This is a genomic window from Pyxidicoccus trucidator (assembly GCF_010894435.1).
GTDB classification, from domain to species: Bacteria; Myxococcota; Myxococcia; order Myxococcales; family Myxococcaceae; genus Myxococcus; species Myxococcus trucidator.
The window spans coordinates 57159-70707 of record NZ_JAAIXZ010000008.1 but is presented as its reverse complement, the minus strand read 5'-3'; the positions used below and the strand labels follow the sequence as shown (position 1 = coordinate 70707).

The 13549-nt window shown below is 70.2% G+C and carries 12 protein-coding genes; 6 read left to right on the top strand and 6 right to left on the bottom strand.

Translation table 11 applies throughout. The features are described from left to right. The first annotated feature begins 67 nt into the window (after window positions 1–67). Complete coding sequence (locus G4D85_RS22675) at window positions 68–895, top strand: penicillin-binding transpeptidase domain-containing protein (RefSeq protein WP_164015339.1); 828 nt, start codon at window positions 68–70, stop codon at window positions 893–895. Window positions 896–996: 101 nt separating this feature from the next. Here the strand turns inward: G4D85_RS22675 and metK are convergent, their stop codons facing one another. Continuing rightward, a complete protein-coding gene (metK, locus tag G4D85_RS22670; RefSeq protein WP_164015337.1) occupies window positions 997–2178 on the bottom strand; it encodes a methionine adenosyltransferase in 1182 nt (393 codons plus the stop codon). Window positions 2179–2405: 227 nt separating this feature from the next. Between metK and G4D85_RS22665 the strand changes: the two genes are divergently transcribed. The 5 genes from G4D85_RS22665 to G4D85_RS22645 all read left to right on the top strand — a co-directional run bounded on the left by G4D85_RS22665 (window position 2406) and on the right by G4D85_RS22645 (window position 9295). After that, a complete protein-coding gene (locus G4D85_RS22665) occupies window positions 2406–2984 on the top strand; it encodes a Tgt2/MlaC family protein (RefSeq protein ID WP_164015335.1) in 579 nt (192 codons plus the stop codon). A 106-nt stretch (window positions 2985–3090) separates the two neighbouring features. Next, complete coding sequence (locus tag G4D85_RS22660; protein ID WP_164015334.1) at window positions 3091–5235, top strand: site-specific recombinase; 2145 nt, start codon at window positions 3091–3093, stop codon at window positions 5233–5235. A 139-nt stretch (window positions 5236–5374) separates the two neighbouring features. Continuing rightward, complete coding sequence (locus G4D85_RS22655) at window positions 5375–8092, top strand: efflux RND transporter permease subunit (RefSeq protein WP_164015332.1); 2718 nt, start codon at window positions 5375–5377, stop codon at window positions 8090–8092. Window positions 8093–8171: 79 nt separating this feature from the next. Beyond that, window positions 8172–8771, top strand: coding sequence for an MXAN_6521/LA_1396 family lipoprotein (locus tag G4D85_RS22650; RefSeq protein ID WP_164015330.1), 600 nt, complete (start codon window positions 8172–8174; stop codon window positions 8769–8771). A gap of 11 nt (window positions 8772–8782) precedes the next feature. Then, window positions 8783–9295 carry an MgtC/SapB family protein gene (locus G4D85_RS22645; RefSeq protein WP_164015328.1) on the top strand — a complete coding sequence of 171 codons (513 nt, stop codon included), beginning with the start codon at window positions 8783–8785 and terminating at the stop codon, window positions 9293–9295. A gap of 12 nt (window positions 9296–9307) precedes the next feature. Here G4D85_RS22645 and G4D85_RS22640 read toward each other — a convergent pair whose 3' ends face one another. From G4D85_RS22640 to G4D85_RS22620, 5 genes are all read right to left on the bottom strand, one after another. Continuing rightward, the gene (locus tag G4D85_RS22640; protein WP_164015326.1) at window positions 9308–9745 is read right to left on the bottom strand and encodes a hypothetical protein; all 438 of its coding nucleotides are present in this window, start codon (window positions 9743–9745) and stop codon (window positions 9308–9310) included. 135 nt (window positions 9746–9880) lie between these two features. Then, on the bottom strand, window positions 9881–11719 hold the full coding sequence (ptsP, locus tag G4D85_RS22635) for a phosphoenolpyruvate--protein phosphotransferase (protein WP_164015324.1): 1839 nt from the start codon (window positions 11717–11719) through the stop codon (window positions 9881–9883). A 46-nt stretch (window positions 11720–11765) separates the two neighbouring features. Continuing rightward, window positions 11766–12044, bottom strand: a complete 279-nt coding sequence (locus tag G4D85_RS22630; protein WP_164015322.1) for an HPr family phosphocarrier protein — start codon at window positions 12042–12044, stop codon at window positions 11766–11768. Window positions 12045–12065: 21 nt separating this feature from the next. Further along, complete coding sequence (locus G4D85_RS22625) at window positions 12066–12833, bottom strand: PTS system mannose/fructose/sorbose family transporter subunit IID (protein WP_164015320.1); 768 nt, start codon at window positions 12831–12833, stop codon at window positions 12066–12068. Then, the gene (locus G4D85_RS22620) at window positions 12830–13546 is read right to left on the bottom strand and encodes a PTS sugar transporter subunit IIC (RefSeq protein WP_164015318.1); all 717 of its coding nucleotides are present in this window, start codon (window positions 13544–13546) and stop codon (window positions 12830–12832) included. Before G4D85_RS22620 ends, G4D85_RS22625 begins: the two co-directional genes overlap by 4 nt. Window positions 13547–13549 lie beyond the last annotated feature (3 nt).

Here is a 13549-nt window from a genome sequence, read left to right as displayed (position 1 = left end):
CCCGCGCCGACATGCCGGATGGATGGAGCCACCATCCACCGCCCCACCCCGTCCCAGGAGCCACCGCATGCCCCAGCCCCATCGCGTCCTGCTCGCGCTCACCCTGGTCGTCTCCACCCTCTGCGCCGCCGCGGAGCCACCCGCCGCGAAGCCCGCCGTCTCACACCCGGGCTGCTTCCTGCTGATGGACCTGGAGACAGGCACGGTGACGCGCAACGACGCCGCGAGGTGCGCGAAGCGGCTCGTCCCGGCATCCTCCTTCAAGGTGCCCCACGCGCTCATCGCACTGGAGACGGGCGTGGTCTCCAGCACCACCGAGGTGCGCAAATGGGACGGCACGAAGCACTTCATCGAGATGTGGAACCAGGACCAGACGCTGGACACGGCCATGCGCCGCTCCGCGATGTGGTTCTTCCAGGGCACGGCGAAGCAGATTGGCAGGAAGCGCATGGAGGAGTGGCTGAAGCGCTTCCGCTACGGCAACGCGGACGCCTCGGGCGACCTCACCCGCTTCTGGCGGGGTGGCCCGCTGCGCGTCTCCCCGGACGAGCAACTCGACTTCCTCGCCCGCATGTACCGGGGCGAGCTGCCGGTAAGCCCGAAGACGCTGGAGGCCGTGAAGGCCACGCTGGTGCAGGGCCCGGACACCGTGGCCAACACCCGCGACGGCATCAACATGGGTGGCCCGTGGAAGGACGGCGCGGTGCTGAGCTGCAAGACAGGCACGTATCTCCAGCCCAAGGGCGACATCACCTGGCTGGTGGGCCACGTCACCTCACCGCGCGGGCGCTACGTCTTCGTCAGCGCCGTGCAGTCACCGCCGGGCAAGCGGCCGAAGCCCCAGCCCGCGCTCGCCTCCGCGCTCGAAGCGCTGAAGGCGCACGGGCTGCTGTGAGCGCCTGAAACGAAACCGCGCGCCGCCCCTCGTCGGGACTGGCGCGCGGCCTCACTTCGGAAGGGGCAGGAGGCAGAGCCCCCACCCCCGTTGAAGCTGTGTCAGACCGCCTTCAGGCGGCTCGCGGCGGCGGTGCCACCGGCGGCGTCACGCAGGGCGTCCTTCTTGTCCGTGCGCTCCCAGGTGAACTCCTTCTCGGCGCGGCCGAAGTGACCGTAGGCGGCGGTCTTCTGGTAGATGGGCCGCAGCAGGTCCAGGTACTCGGTGATTTCGCGCGGGCGCAGGCCGAACACCTGGCGCACGGCCTTGGCGATGCGCTCCTCGGGAACCGTGGCGGTGCCGAAGGTCTCCACCATGACGCTGACCGGGTCGGCCACGCCGATGGCGTAGGACACCTGCACCTCGCAGCGCTTCGCCAGGCCCGCAGCCACCACCGTCTTGGCGATGTGACGGCCCATGTACGCGGCCGAGCGGTCCACCTTGGACGGGTCCTTGCCGCTGAACGCGCCGCCACCGTGACGGCCCATGCCGCCGTAGGTGTCGACGATGATCTTCCGGCCCGTCACGCCCGAGTCGCCCATGGGGCCACCCACCACGAAGCGGCCCGTGGGGTTGATGTAGAACTTGGTCTTGTTGTCGATGAGCTTCTTGGGCAGCGCCTTCGCGATGACGTCCTCGCGGATGGCCTCCTGGATCTTCTTGTTGGAGACGTCCTCGGAGTGCTGCGTGGACACCACCACCGCGTCGATGCGGACCGGGCGGCCGTCCACGTACTGCACCGTCACCTGGCTCTTGCCGTCCGGGCGGATCCAGTCGTGCTGCTTGCGGCGCACGTCCGCCAGGCGGCGGGTCAGCGCGTGGGCGTAGTGCAGCGGGGCGGGCATCAGCTCCGGCGTCTCGTCGCACGCGAAGCCGAACATCATGCCCTGGTCGCCGGCACCCTGCTCCTTCTTGTTGTCCACGCCGCGCGCGATGTCCTGGCTCTGGCCTTCGATGGCCACCATGACGCCGCAGGTGTTGCCGTCATAGCCCATGGAGCTATCGGTGTACCCGATGCGGCAGATGGTGCTGCGGACGATGCGCGGGATGTCCACGTAACAGTTCGTCGTCACCTCGCCCGCGACGATGGCGAGGCCCGTCTTGACGAGGGTCTCCACCGCGACGCGCGCCTGCGGGTCCTTGGCGATGATGGCATCCAGCACACCGTCGGAGATCTGGTCGGCGATCTTGTCCGGGTGGCCTTCGGTGACGGATTCAGACGTGAACAAAAAGTCGGTAGGCATGTCGTCTCTGAACTGGCGCGGAAACAGTGCGCGAGGGTCCGGACACTAAACGTGTGGTCCTAGAGGAGTCAAACGCGCAGAAGGGCGTATCCATTCAGCTTTCGCGCCCTCCGGGCAGGCGGGCCCTGTCGCACGGCTGCTCACCTCGGGGGCGTGAATTTCATGAGCCGTCGACCGTTCCCTTGCGCTAACAGACAGCACGCGAATTCCTTTGGAGGACCGCCGACATGAACGCCCGCTTCCGTACCATCACCTTCCTGGCTGCCCTGACCCTCGCCGTCCCCGCGCTCGCCGCGCCGAAGGACGATGCCGTCGCCAAGCCGGTCAAGACGGTGGTCCAGTCCGTGCGCTACGAGCGTGACGCGGCCGCCCTCAAGCACTTCGGCAGCGAGGAGCAGGGGAAGTTCCTGCTCGGCGACGCGTGGAGCAAGGGCACGGACGCCCAGCGCAAGGAGTTCGTCGAGCTCTTCCAGAACCTCTTCGCCGGCATCGCCTTCCCGCGCGTGCGTGAGAACTTCAAGAACCTGGACTCCATCACCTACGAGCCCGCCGAGGTGAAGGGCAACGAGGCGACCGTCGCCTCCACCATCTTCATCAAGCACCCGCTCAAGACGCAGGAGATGAAGCTGAAGTACCGCCTGATGAAGGACGCCGCCGCGTGGAAGGTGGTGGACGTGACGGTGCTCGGCTCCTCCATGCTCCAGGACATCCGCGACTCGCAGGTGCAGCCGCTGCTCACCCAGGGTGGGTGGGACCTGCTGCTGACGCGCATGCGCACGGAGCTGGCGAAGGTGAAGAAGAAGTAGCTCGCCTCCCACCGGGCGGCCGGGCCACCAGGCTCCTGGCCGCCGGAAGGGTTCCGGGGAGGCGCGTCATCGACTAGGCTCGCGCCTCCCCCGGATTGCCTGGCCGATGACTGTCCCCCTCCCCGTCCCCGCCCAGCCCCCCGTGCGCAGCACCGGCCCGTCCGCCCGGGAGGTGGACGCGTTCTGTGTGCAGTACGCGCCCCGCTCGCCAGGCAACCCCGCGGTGAGGGACTTGTACCGACTGCTGTGCGACGTGCCCGAGGGTGGCCTGGAGGCACGGCTGGAGTGGGTGGAGCGGTGGACGCTGTGGCTGCGCGAGCGCATCCCCGCGCACGCGCTGGTGGACGCCGCCGAGCCGGAGTTGCCCGCCGCCGACAGCCGGCTGCAGCTGATGGTGCGGGTGATGGAGGGCGAGCCCGCCATGCGCACCGCCATCACCCGGCTGGTGTCCGCGGTGTGCGACGGCAGCCGGGGGCTGAAGCTCTTCGCCCAGGTGGGCCTGCCCGCGGGCCAGGGCTTCTTCGCCGAGGCCTCCGACCGGCTGGCGCGCGCGCTGCTCCCCGCGGCGCCGGAGCCCGGCAAGCTGTCCGAGCTGCTGCTGCGCCTCTTCCCCGTCCCGGGTGATGCGGACTGGCTGGCCGGGCTGTCCCCGGCCCTGCTGGCGAAGCTGGCGGCCCTGGTGGGCGACGCGCGCCCGCCGGAGCCGGTGCCCGCCGCCCGCGTGCGCGCGGACCTGATGGACGCACTGCTGCTGCTGGCGGTGCAGACGGCCGCCCTGGGCACGGCCGAGGACGTGAGGGACCGCAGCCCGGAGACCGCCTTGCGCGCGTCGCCCTTCCTGCGGCTGCGCCTCGTCTGCGACGCGGTGCTCGCACGCGACGCGGCGGCGGACACGCTGAAGGACTTGTCCACCTGCGTGGCGGACTGCCGGCAGGTGGTGGGCAGCGTGTCGCGCCACCTGGAGGAGGCGGGCGTCAGCGTGGACCTGGTGTACCGGCTGGAGCGCATCCGCCGGAGCCTGGAGCGCATGGAGGCCGTCGCCCGGGTGCTGGGCGCGCCCCGCGGCGAGCCCCGCTGGCGCGAGGCGATGGCGCTGCTGGTGGACCTGCTGCGGCGGGCGCACGCGGACCGCTCCGTGCGCGAGCTGGCGAAGCGCAACGTGCGGATGCTGGCGCGCAAAATCATCGAGCGCGCCGGCCACTCGGGCGAGCACTACATCACCAGCACCCGCACCGAGTTCCACGCCATGGTGCACTCGGCGGCGGGCGGTGGGCTGGTGACGGCCGTGGCGGTGGCGCTGAAGTTCGTCCTGTCCGGCCTGGCGCTGGCCCCCTTCTTCCTCGCGCTGGGCACCGGGCTCAACTACGCGCTGGCCTTCGTCCTCATCCAGTTGCTGGGCTTCACGCTGGCCACCAAGCAGCCCTCCGTGACGGCGGCCACGCTGGCGGGCGCGGTGGGCGAGGGTGCCCGGGGCGAGCGGCTGGCGAGCCTGGTGGAGCTCATCCCCCGCATCACCCGCTCGCAGCTCGCGGCCTTCGCGGGCAACCTGGGCGTCGTGGCCCCGGCGGCGCTGGCGCTGGCGCTGGCCTTCCAGTGGGCGACGGGCCACACCTTCCTCACGCCGGCGAAGGCCCAGGCCACGGTGGCCTCGCTGCACCCATGGAAGAGCGGCACCCTGGCCTTCGCCGCCCTCACCGGCGTGCTGCTGTGGCTGAGCAGCGTGGCGGGCGGGTGGCTGGAGAACTTCGTGGTGTACCGGCGGCTGCCGGAGGCGCTGGCGCACCACCGCGTGCTGCGCCGGCTGCTGGGGGACGCTGGCGCGAGCCGGCTGGCCGCCTGGCTCCAGCACGCCGCCTCCGGCCTGGGCGGAAACGTGACGCTGGGCTTCCTCCTGGCCCTGACGCCGGTGGTGGGGCGCTTCTTCGGGTTGGAGCTGGACGTGCGGCATGTCACCTTCGTCCTCGGCTCGCTGGCCTTCTCCGGAGCCACCCTGGGCGCCCAGGCGGTGCTCCAACCGGAGTTCCTCGCCGCCCTGGCGGGCGCGGCCCTCGCCGGTGCCCTCAACTTCACCGTCTCCTTCTCGCTGGCCCTGGGCGTGGCCATGCGCGCCAGGGACGTGCCCACCCGCGAGGCGCTGCCCTTCCTGCGCGCGGTGCTCCTCCATCTGGTGAAGGCGCCCCGCTCCTTCCTCCTGCCTCCCCGGGACACCGCCAGCGACGTGCTCCGGGTCTCCGCGCCTCCCGCTCCCTGAGCCGGGCCGCGGGCCCCCCTTCGTGACAGGGGCATGACATGCCCGGCGGGGCTCCAGGCGGAGGGCCATGGCCGGTGACCGGCCTGGCGGGCGGGCTTTGCTTCCTGGCAGGGGCGTTTGCCGGTAGGGTCGCCGCCGCATGAGCGGCGCCCGAAACCCGAACTCCCATTCTCGCTTCGCCCTCGCCTTCGCCGGACTGCTGGTCCGCCGGCCCGGGGCTGTCCTCCTGGTGTTGCTCGCCCTGCTGGGCGTGTCCACCTGGGGCGCATTGAAGCTGCGCATCAACTCCAACCAGCTCGACCTCATCTCCCAGGACCTCCAGGAGGTGAAGGACGTCAAGCAGGTCATCGACATGGTGGGCGGCAGCGGCTTCCTCATGCTCGCCCTGCGCTCGTCCGACGAAGCCGCCATGAAGAGCACGGCGGACGACCTCGCGAAGCTGCTCGAGGCGGACAAGGAGAACGTCCGCAACGTCTCCTACAAGCTGCCCGTCGAGTTCATCCAGCAGAACATGGTCCTCTTCGTGAAGACCGAGGACCTGGTCGAGGGCAAGCGCCGCGTCATGGCCTTCCTGCGCGACAAGCTCAAGCGCAGCAACCCGTTCTTCATCGACCTGGGCGCCACCAGGCCCGTCGAGCTGGACATGCAGGACCTGGTCGACAAGTACTCCTCCGTCGGCAAGAAGAGCATCCGCGACGACTACAACATCTCCACCGACAAGAAGATGGTGCTGATGCTCATCAAGCCGATGTGGGACACCACGGAGATCGGCAAGACGAAGGAGTATCTCGACAAGCTCAAGCTCCAACTGGACGCGTACTCCGCCCAGCCCGGCAAGGTGAAGCTCGTCGAGGACTACGACAAGCAGTCCTTCACGCGCGACGGCTCGAAGGACGGCAAGGGCGCCACCACCATCGCCTACGGCTTCACCGGCTCGTACAAGACGACGGTGGACGACTCGTTCGCGATTGAGGAGTCGCTGCACCCCGTCACCATCATCGCGCTGGTCGCCATCTTCCTCATCACCATCGTCTTCTTCCGCAAGCTGGCGCCCACCTTCATCGTGGTCAGCGGCACGGTGATTGGGACGATTTATACGCTCGGCTTCACCTACGCGACGATTGGTGAGCTGAACATGATTACCTCCATCCTGGGCGGCATCCTGATGGGGTTCGGCATCGACTACGGCATCCACTTCATGTTCCGCACCCGGCTGGAGCTGGGCGCGGGCAAGCCGTACGACGTGGCCATCCGCGACGCCTTCGTCAACGCGGGCCGCCCGGCGGCGGTGGCCGCGGTGGTGACGGGTGGCTCGTTCTTCGTGCTGATGGTCAGCGAGTTCCGCGGCTTCAGCCAGTTCGGCTTCCTGGCCGGCTGCGGCACGCTCATCCTCGGCCTCACCCTGTTCCTGTGGAGCGCGGCGCTGCTGGCGCTGGCGGGCCGCTTCAACCCGGCGCTGCCGCAGAAGCTCATCGGCGTCATGAAGCCGCCGAACAACACCTCCGCCGCCACCGGCAAGGAGCTGCGCATCCCCAAGCCGGGCCTGGTGCTGGCCATCAGCACCGGCGTGGTGGCCCTCATCTGCGCCGCCGCGGTGCCCTGGGCGGGGCTGGACGCGGAGCTGCCCAAGGGCGCGAAGCTCGGCTTCTTCGAGCGGCTCAAGTACGGCGTGGGCTTCAACTACAACACCCGCGCGCTCATCCCGGACGGCATGTCCTCGGTGCTGCTCCAGGACGAAATCAACGAGCGCTTCAACATCTCCAGCGACCCGATGGCCATCTACACCAAGGACCTGGACGAGGCCGAGGGTGTCTACCGGGAGCTGACGCAGAACCCGCAGAAGTACCCGTCCATCGACCAGGTGGTGAGCATCTTCACCTTCGTGCCTCCCGCGGAGACGGCGAAGGCCAACGAGAAGGTGCTGCAGGAGTGGAAGGCGGAGCTGGCGCAGCTGGAGGCGGAGGGCTTCAGCACCGCCGCGCTGCCGCCGGAGATGCAGGACAAGGCCGAGTTCTTCAAGAAGGTGCTGGACGCGAAGCCCTTCGACGTCCACGGCGTGCCGCCGAACTACACCGCCCAGTTCAAGAACCTGCCCGCCGCCCTGCCGGAGAACCGGGGCTACCTCACGTTCATCTACGCGAGCGTGGACCTGATGGACGGCAAGAAGATGATGCAGTTCGCCGACGAGACGCGCACCATCCGGGCGAAGTACTCGCCGGGCTCGCTCGACAAGGACGCGTGGGACGCGCAGGGCCCCACCGCGGAGAAGGAGTTCCGCGCCGCGGGCGCCACGCAGCTCTACGCCAAGCTGGCGAGCATCGTGCTCTGGGACGGCAAGCTCACCGTGGTGCTCACCGCGCTGTGGATTCTGGCCATGCACTTCCTGGACTTCCGCAACGCGAAGCTGGCGCTGGCGTCCGTGATTCCGCTGGGCGTGGGCGTGGCGATGATGCTGGGCATCATGTCTCTGACGGACCTGCGCCTGAACTTCATGAACATCATCATCCTGCCCATCCTGCTGGGCTTCGGGGTGAGCCACGGCCTGTACCTGCTGCACCGCTTCCTGGAGGGCACCTCCCCCCTGGTCGCGCTGCGCAGCGTGGGCGCGGCGGTGGCCTCCTCCACCCTGACGGCGGTGGCGGGCTTCGCGGCGCTGCTGGCCGCCGCCCACAACGGCCTGCGGTCCATGGGCCTGGTGGCGTGCATCGGCCTCATCACCACGCTGGTGGTGTCCTTCACGGTGCTGGCCGCGGTGATGCAACTCATGCATGACCGCCGGCAGCGCGAGGCCGGGCACAGCGCCGGGGCGGATGGCGCGGCCGGCAGCGACGAGAGCAGCAAGACGAAGGCGGCCTGAGCCGCCAGGGCGGCCGGGCCCAGGCGTCGAGTGCAACTGAAGGAGGCCCCCTTCCCACGAAGGGGGCCGGGAGAGGGAGATGACGACGAAGCGACTGTTGCCCGTGCTCGGGCTGGGCCTGCTGTCCGCGTGCTCCACGGTGAAGAGCCACCGGCTGCGTGACGACTACACGCAGGTGGACAAGCAGCAGGTGAAGCGGCTGGTGGTGGTGGCGCAGCCGCTGCCCGACGGCAAGCCCGCGGTGGGCGAGCTGTGGAGCCTGCTCGCCCGCCAGTGGGTGAACCAGAACCGGGACTTCATCGTGAAGTCCAACCTGGCGCTTCCCGACCGGCCGGAGGACCTGTCCTTCAAGGGCCTGTGCGTGGAGGGCATCGAAGGCGTGCTCTGGCTGGACCCGACGGTGGCGCTGAAGGGCGACGGCGCCGAGGCCTCCGTCAAGGCGAAGCTGACGCGGTGCCGCGACGGCGAGGAGGTCTGGGCCGCCGAGGCCGCCGGGAGCTGGGGCTCCAAGGACGAGGACTACTCGCAGCGCGTGGCCCAGTACGTCCAGGAGCTGGGCGAGGAGGTGGCCCCCTACGTGGTGCCCTCCGCCAAGCTGCTGGCGGCCACGCTGGACACGCTGCCCAGTCCCGAACTCAACGACGCGGACAAGGACGAGAAGATAGAGCTGGGTGAGTAGGCTCGTCCCTCGTGGACGAGAAGACCATTGCCCTGCGGCTGGCCCTGGCCGCGGTGCTCGGTGGCGTGCTGGGGCTGGAGCGCGAGGTGCGGGGCCAGGACGCCGGCCTCCGCACCCACATCCTGGTGTCCCTGGGCGCGTGCTGCTTCACGCTGGCCAGCGTCTTCATCGAGGCGCCGCTGGCCAGCAGCGAGGCCCCGGACGCGGTGCGAGTCGACATCAGCCGCATCGCCAGCCAGGTGGTGGTGGGCATCGGCTTCCTGGGCGCGGGCGTCATCCTGCGCCATGGCGGCCAGGTGAGGGGCCTGACGACGGCCGCCAACCTGTGGCTCACCGCCTCCGTGGGGCTCGTCGCGGGGCTGGGCCTGTACTTCGCGGCTGGCGCCACGGTGGTCATCTCATTGCTGAGCCTGGTGGGCCTGCGGCCCGTGGAGCGGGCCATCCACCGGTACCGGAAGCGCCGCGGGCTGGTGGCGGACCGGGACGTGGTCGGCTCGCCTCCCGACTCGGGGGACGCGAGCTGAAGGCCGCGTGCCTCAGCGCCGCGTGTGCGGGTCTCCCTCGGACGGCGCCTCGCGGCGGGGCTTCTCATCTTCGTCCAGCGCGGCCACCCCTCGGCCAGGGTCCTGGAACTTCGCGCTGTCCATCCGGGCCTGCTCCGGCTCTTCCGGCTCCAGGCCCAGGCCCCCGGTGAGGTCGTGGTGGAGCACCCTGTCCGGGGCCGCCTCGTCGGTCCGCGCACCAGACAGGACGTCCGCGTTGACGCCGGGCAGGCTGGCCACGTCCTCGCGCAGGTAGATGTCTTCCCCGTCCAAATCCAGCACCTCCGAGAAGGCCACCCGCAAGTCCCGGGCGAAGAAGGGGCCCTTGCCGATGAAGAAGCCTCCCGCGTCCACGGCGATGACGGTGCCCAGCCGCTCACCGTCCCTGTCCCTCGCCACCATGCCCATCTGGATGTCCGCTGGATTGAACATGCTCGCTCCCCGCTCACACGCCTGTGCCCGTCCCGGGAAAGCTGGGCATGGGGGGAAGGCCCCGGCATGCCCTCCCCGCCCGGCAGCCGGGCGGGCGGGCCGCCTGCTCCCTCCCCAGGAGGGAAGGAGCAGGACTCAGCCGGTGGTGCGGCCGGAGGGCGTGGGCTCGTGCTCGGCGGGCTCCGGCTGGCCGGGCTCCGAGGCGGGCTCCAGGACTTCCGCGAAGCGGCGGTCCATCTCCGTGCGCACGTAGCGCTCGATTTCCTCCGCGGTGGTCAGCTCCATGGCGCCCTTCAGCAGCTCCACGGCATCCGTGCGGCTCACCCGGCGGATGAAGCGCTTCACCACCGGAATCTGCCCCGACGTCATGGACAGCTCGTCGAAGCCGAGCGCGAGCAGCACCAGCGTGTACAGCGGGTCACCCGCCATCTCGCCGCACATGGACACGGGGATGTTCGCCGCCTTGCCCGCGTCGATGATGGTCCGCAGCATGCGCAGCACCGACAGGTGCAGGGGCCGGTAGAGGTAGGCCACCTCGCGATTCTGGCGGTCGATGGCCAGCGAGTACTGGATGAGGTCGTTCGTCCCGATGGAGAAGAAGTCCGCCTCCTGCGCCAGCCGGTCCGCAATCATCGCCGCGCTGGGCGTCTCCACCATGATGCCCACCGGGAAGCGCTTGCCCACGGGCACGCCCGCGCGGCCCAGCTCCGTGCGGCAGGCCTCCAGCTCACTGCGCGCCTCGCGCAGCTCGCTGACGCCGCAGATGAGGGGGAACATCAGCCGCAGGTTGCCGTGCACGCTGGCGCGCAGCAGCGCGCGGAGCTGCGTGCGGAACAGCTCCCGGTTGGACAGGCAGTAGCGGATGGCCCGCAGGCCCATGGCCGGGTTGGGCTCCTTCTCGTGCTTCACCTTGTTGCCCGGCACCTTGTCGCCGCCCAAATCCAACGTGCGGATGGTGACGGGGCGCCCGCCCATGGCCTCCAGCACCTGCCGGTAGGCGCGGTAGTGCTCCTCCTCCGTCGGCGCCGTCTTCCGGTCCAGGAACATGAACTCGGTGCGGTACAGGCCAATGCCCTCCGCGCCGTGCGCCAGCAGGGAGGGTATTTCCTCCAGGAACTCCATGTTGCCGTAGAGCCGGATGCGGAAGCCGTCCGTGCTCAGCGCCTCCAGGTCCTTCGTCGTCAGCGCCAGCCGCTCGCCCTCCTGGTAGCGGCGCTGGTCCTCGCGGAAGACGGCGAGCTGCTCGTCGGAAGGGTTGACGAGGATGACGCCCCGGATGCCGTCCATGGCCACCAGGTCGCCCGGCGAAATCTGCTCGCTGGCCCGTCCGGCGCCCACCACCGCCGGCGTCTCGCGCGCCCGCGCGACAATCGCCGTGTGGCTCGTCTGGCCGCCCAGGTCCGTCACGAAGCCCGCCACCCGCCCGCTGCGCGCCATCAGCGCCGCGTCCGCGGGGGACAAGTCGTGGGCGACGACAATCGCCTCGGCGGGGACCTCCACCTCCTCGTCCACCACCTGGCCCATCAGGTTGCGGATGATGCGGTCCGCGACGTAGTCCACGTCCGAGCGGCGCTCGCGGAAGTACTCGTCGGGGATGTTGTCGAACAGGTGCTTGATTTTGCGCGCCACCCGCCGCACGGCCCACTCGGCGTTGATGCGGTCGTCGATGATGAGCCGGTTGACCTCGTCCACGAGCATGGGGTCGTGGAGCATCAGCCGGTGGGCTTCGAGGATGAGGGCATGGTCGCTGCCCTCGGTGCGCGTAATCTGGTCCTTGAGCTCGGCGAGCTGCCGGTCGGACAGGTCGATGGCGGTCTTCATCCGCATCCGCTCGGGCTCGACCTCTGCCTCGGCCAGCCGGAGCTTGGGGGTGCGGATGCGCTTGCGGTCCAGGATGAAGGCGTGGCCCACCGCCACGCCGGGAGACGCGCCGATGCCCATCAGTCTGAGGGTGGGGGTGGCCTGGCTGCTCACGTGCCCGTCTTCTCCCTTCGCTCTACCGCGTGTCCATTCTCTCCTGTCACTGGGCCTCGCCGAAACGGTCCCCGATGAGTTTTGCCAACTCCTGGAGACAGGCGTCGGCGTCATCCCCCTTGCAGGTCACCTTCACCTGGGTCCCCTGGGCCGCCGCCAGCATCAGCACGCCCATGATGGACTTGGCATTGGCCCGCTGGCCCTGGGCCTCGATGGTGACCTCGCTCTTGAAGCGGTTGGCCACCTTGACCATCTGCGCCGCGGCCCGGGCGTGCAGCCCCAGCGCGTTGATGATCTCGTAGGTTCCTTCGGCCATGGTTGGCATCGCGACTCCCACCTCTCTTCTTTAAAGGAATGCTCCCGCCGCGCAGGCCAGCCCCGCGGCAAGGTAGAGCACCACGTAGTTCGGCACCCGACGGCTGACCAGCACGTAGGACGCCACCCCCAGGGCCAGGCACCCGGCCGCCAGGAGGGGCGCTCGCGTTCCACCCGCGTTCGCCCCGAAGGAAACGGACAGCCAGGCGGCAAGGCCGCCCGCGCTCGCCGCCGCCACCGCCCGCAGCTTCGCCCCCTTCGAGGGGAGGTTGGCCCGGGCCACTGCTTCCACCAGTCTGTCCCCCAGGGACAGGCCCAGCCAGTACAGGCGCACGCGCAACAGCACGTGGACGCCGTTGTAGAGCACCAGGAAGAGGGGCACCGCCCACACGCCCAGCAGCGGCACCATGGCCGCGCTCACCGCCCCCGCCGCCGGCTTGAGGGACAGCCAGAAGAAGCCGTCCCCCAGCGCCGCCAGGGGCCCCATCAGCGCGGCCTTGAAGGCCACCACCTTGTCGGGCGTCTCCTCCCCCCGGGCGATGCGCATCTCGTGGTTGACGACGCCGCCGACGATGGCCGCCGCCACGTAGGGGTGGGTGTTGAAGAAGACCAGGTGCCGGCGCACCGCCTCTTCCCGGGCGGGGCCCGCCGGGTACAGCGTGGCCAGGGCGGGGTAGACGGCGTAGGCCAGCCCCAGGTTCTGCATGCCCTTGGGGTTCCACGACGCCTGGAGGAAGAGCGAGCGCAGGAAGACGCGCAGCAGCACCCACGGCGGCAGGTAGGTGTCCTTCGTGCTCACCGGCCCTCCCGGAGGAGGAGGAGCACCACCGCCACCGTCACCGCCGCCGCCCCCAGCGCCGCGTACAGGGGCGCGCGCCGGGCGTGGCTGCCCTGCGCGGCGAGGGAGGCCGCCACCGAGGCCATGGCGGGCCACGCCCAGGCCAGCCCCCGCACCACGGCGGGCGGCAGCGCGGTCAGCAGCGGCTCCACGAAGAAGCCCAGCAGCGCGCACAGCGAGGTGAGGCTGCCGTACAGGACGAAGTGCGGCCACATGCCCCAGAGGTTCTGCCGCATGGCGCGGGTGAGGTCACCGGCCTCGGCGGACGCCAGCGCCACCCGGGCCAGCCGCGCCGTGTAGCCCTCCAGCAGGCGGTCGCTCCTGCGGCCCACGCGTCCCAGGCCGATGAAGAGCAGCACCGCCAGGGACCACATGGCCGGCGTGGAGCCGGCGCCGGTGGCGGTGGTGAGGGTGGCGGCGGCGGCGCTGGTGCCGGTGGCGGCCAGGGTGTCGTTCTCCGGCAGCGCGGCGCCCAGGTTGGCGGTGCCCAGGAAGAACAGCTCCAGCACCAGCCCCACGGCCAGCCCGGAGGCCACGTCGTCCAGCAGTCCGCCCATGACGGTGGCCGCGACGAGGGGGCGGGACAGCATGGCCTGGAGGAACGCCTTGCGCTCCAAGGCCACCAGTCCGCCCCACACTCCCGCAAGCGCCACCTGGGTCCAGACGACGCTCACTCG

What these genes read in the sequence shown, in the direction of transcription:
- G4D85_RS22655 (WP_164015332.1), top strand. Translation starts at nt 5,375, where the DNA reads ATGAGCGGCGCCCGAAACCCGAACTCCCATTCTCGCTTCGCCCTCGCC.
- G4D85_RS22665 (WP_164015335.1), top strand. Translation starts at nt 2,406, where the DNA reads ATGAACGCCCGCTTCCGTACCATCACCTTCCTGGCTGCCCTGACCCTC.
- G4D85_RS22660 (WP_164015334.1), top strand. Translation starts at nt 3,091, where the DNA reads ATGACTGTCCCCCTCCCCGTCCCCGCCCAGCCCCCCGTGCGCAGCACC.
- G4D85_RS22675 (WP_164015339.1), top strand. Translation starts at nt 68, where the DNA reads ATGCCCCAGCCCCATCGCGTCCTGCTCGCGCTCACCCTGGTCGTCTCC.
- G4D85_RS22650 (WP_164015330.1), top strand. Translation starts at nt 8,172, where the DNA reads ATGACGACGAAGCGACTGTTGCCCGTGCTCGGGCTGGGCCTGCTGTCC.
- metK (WP_164015337.1), bottom strand. Translation starts at nt 2,178, where the DNA reads ATGCCTACCGACTTTTTGTTCACGTCTGAATCCGTCACCGAAGGCCAC.
- G4D85_RS22630 (WP_164015322.1), bottom strand. Translation starts at nt 12,044, where the DNA reads ATGCCAACCATGGCCGAAGGAACCTACGAGATCATCAACGCGCTGGGG.
- G4D85_RS22640 (WP_164015326.1), bottom strand. Translation starts at nt 9,745, where the DNA reads ATGTTCAATCCAGCGGACATCCAGATGGGCATGGTGGCGAGGGACAGG.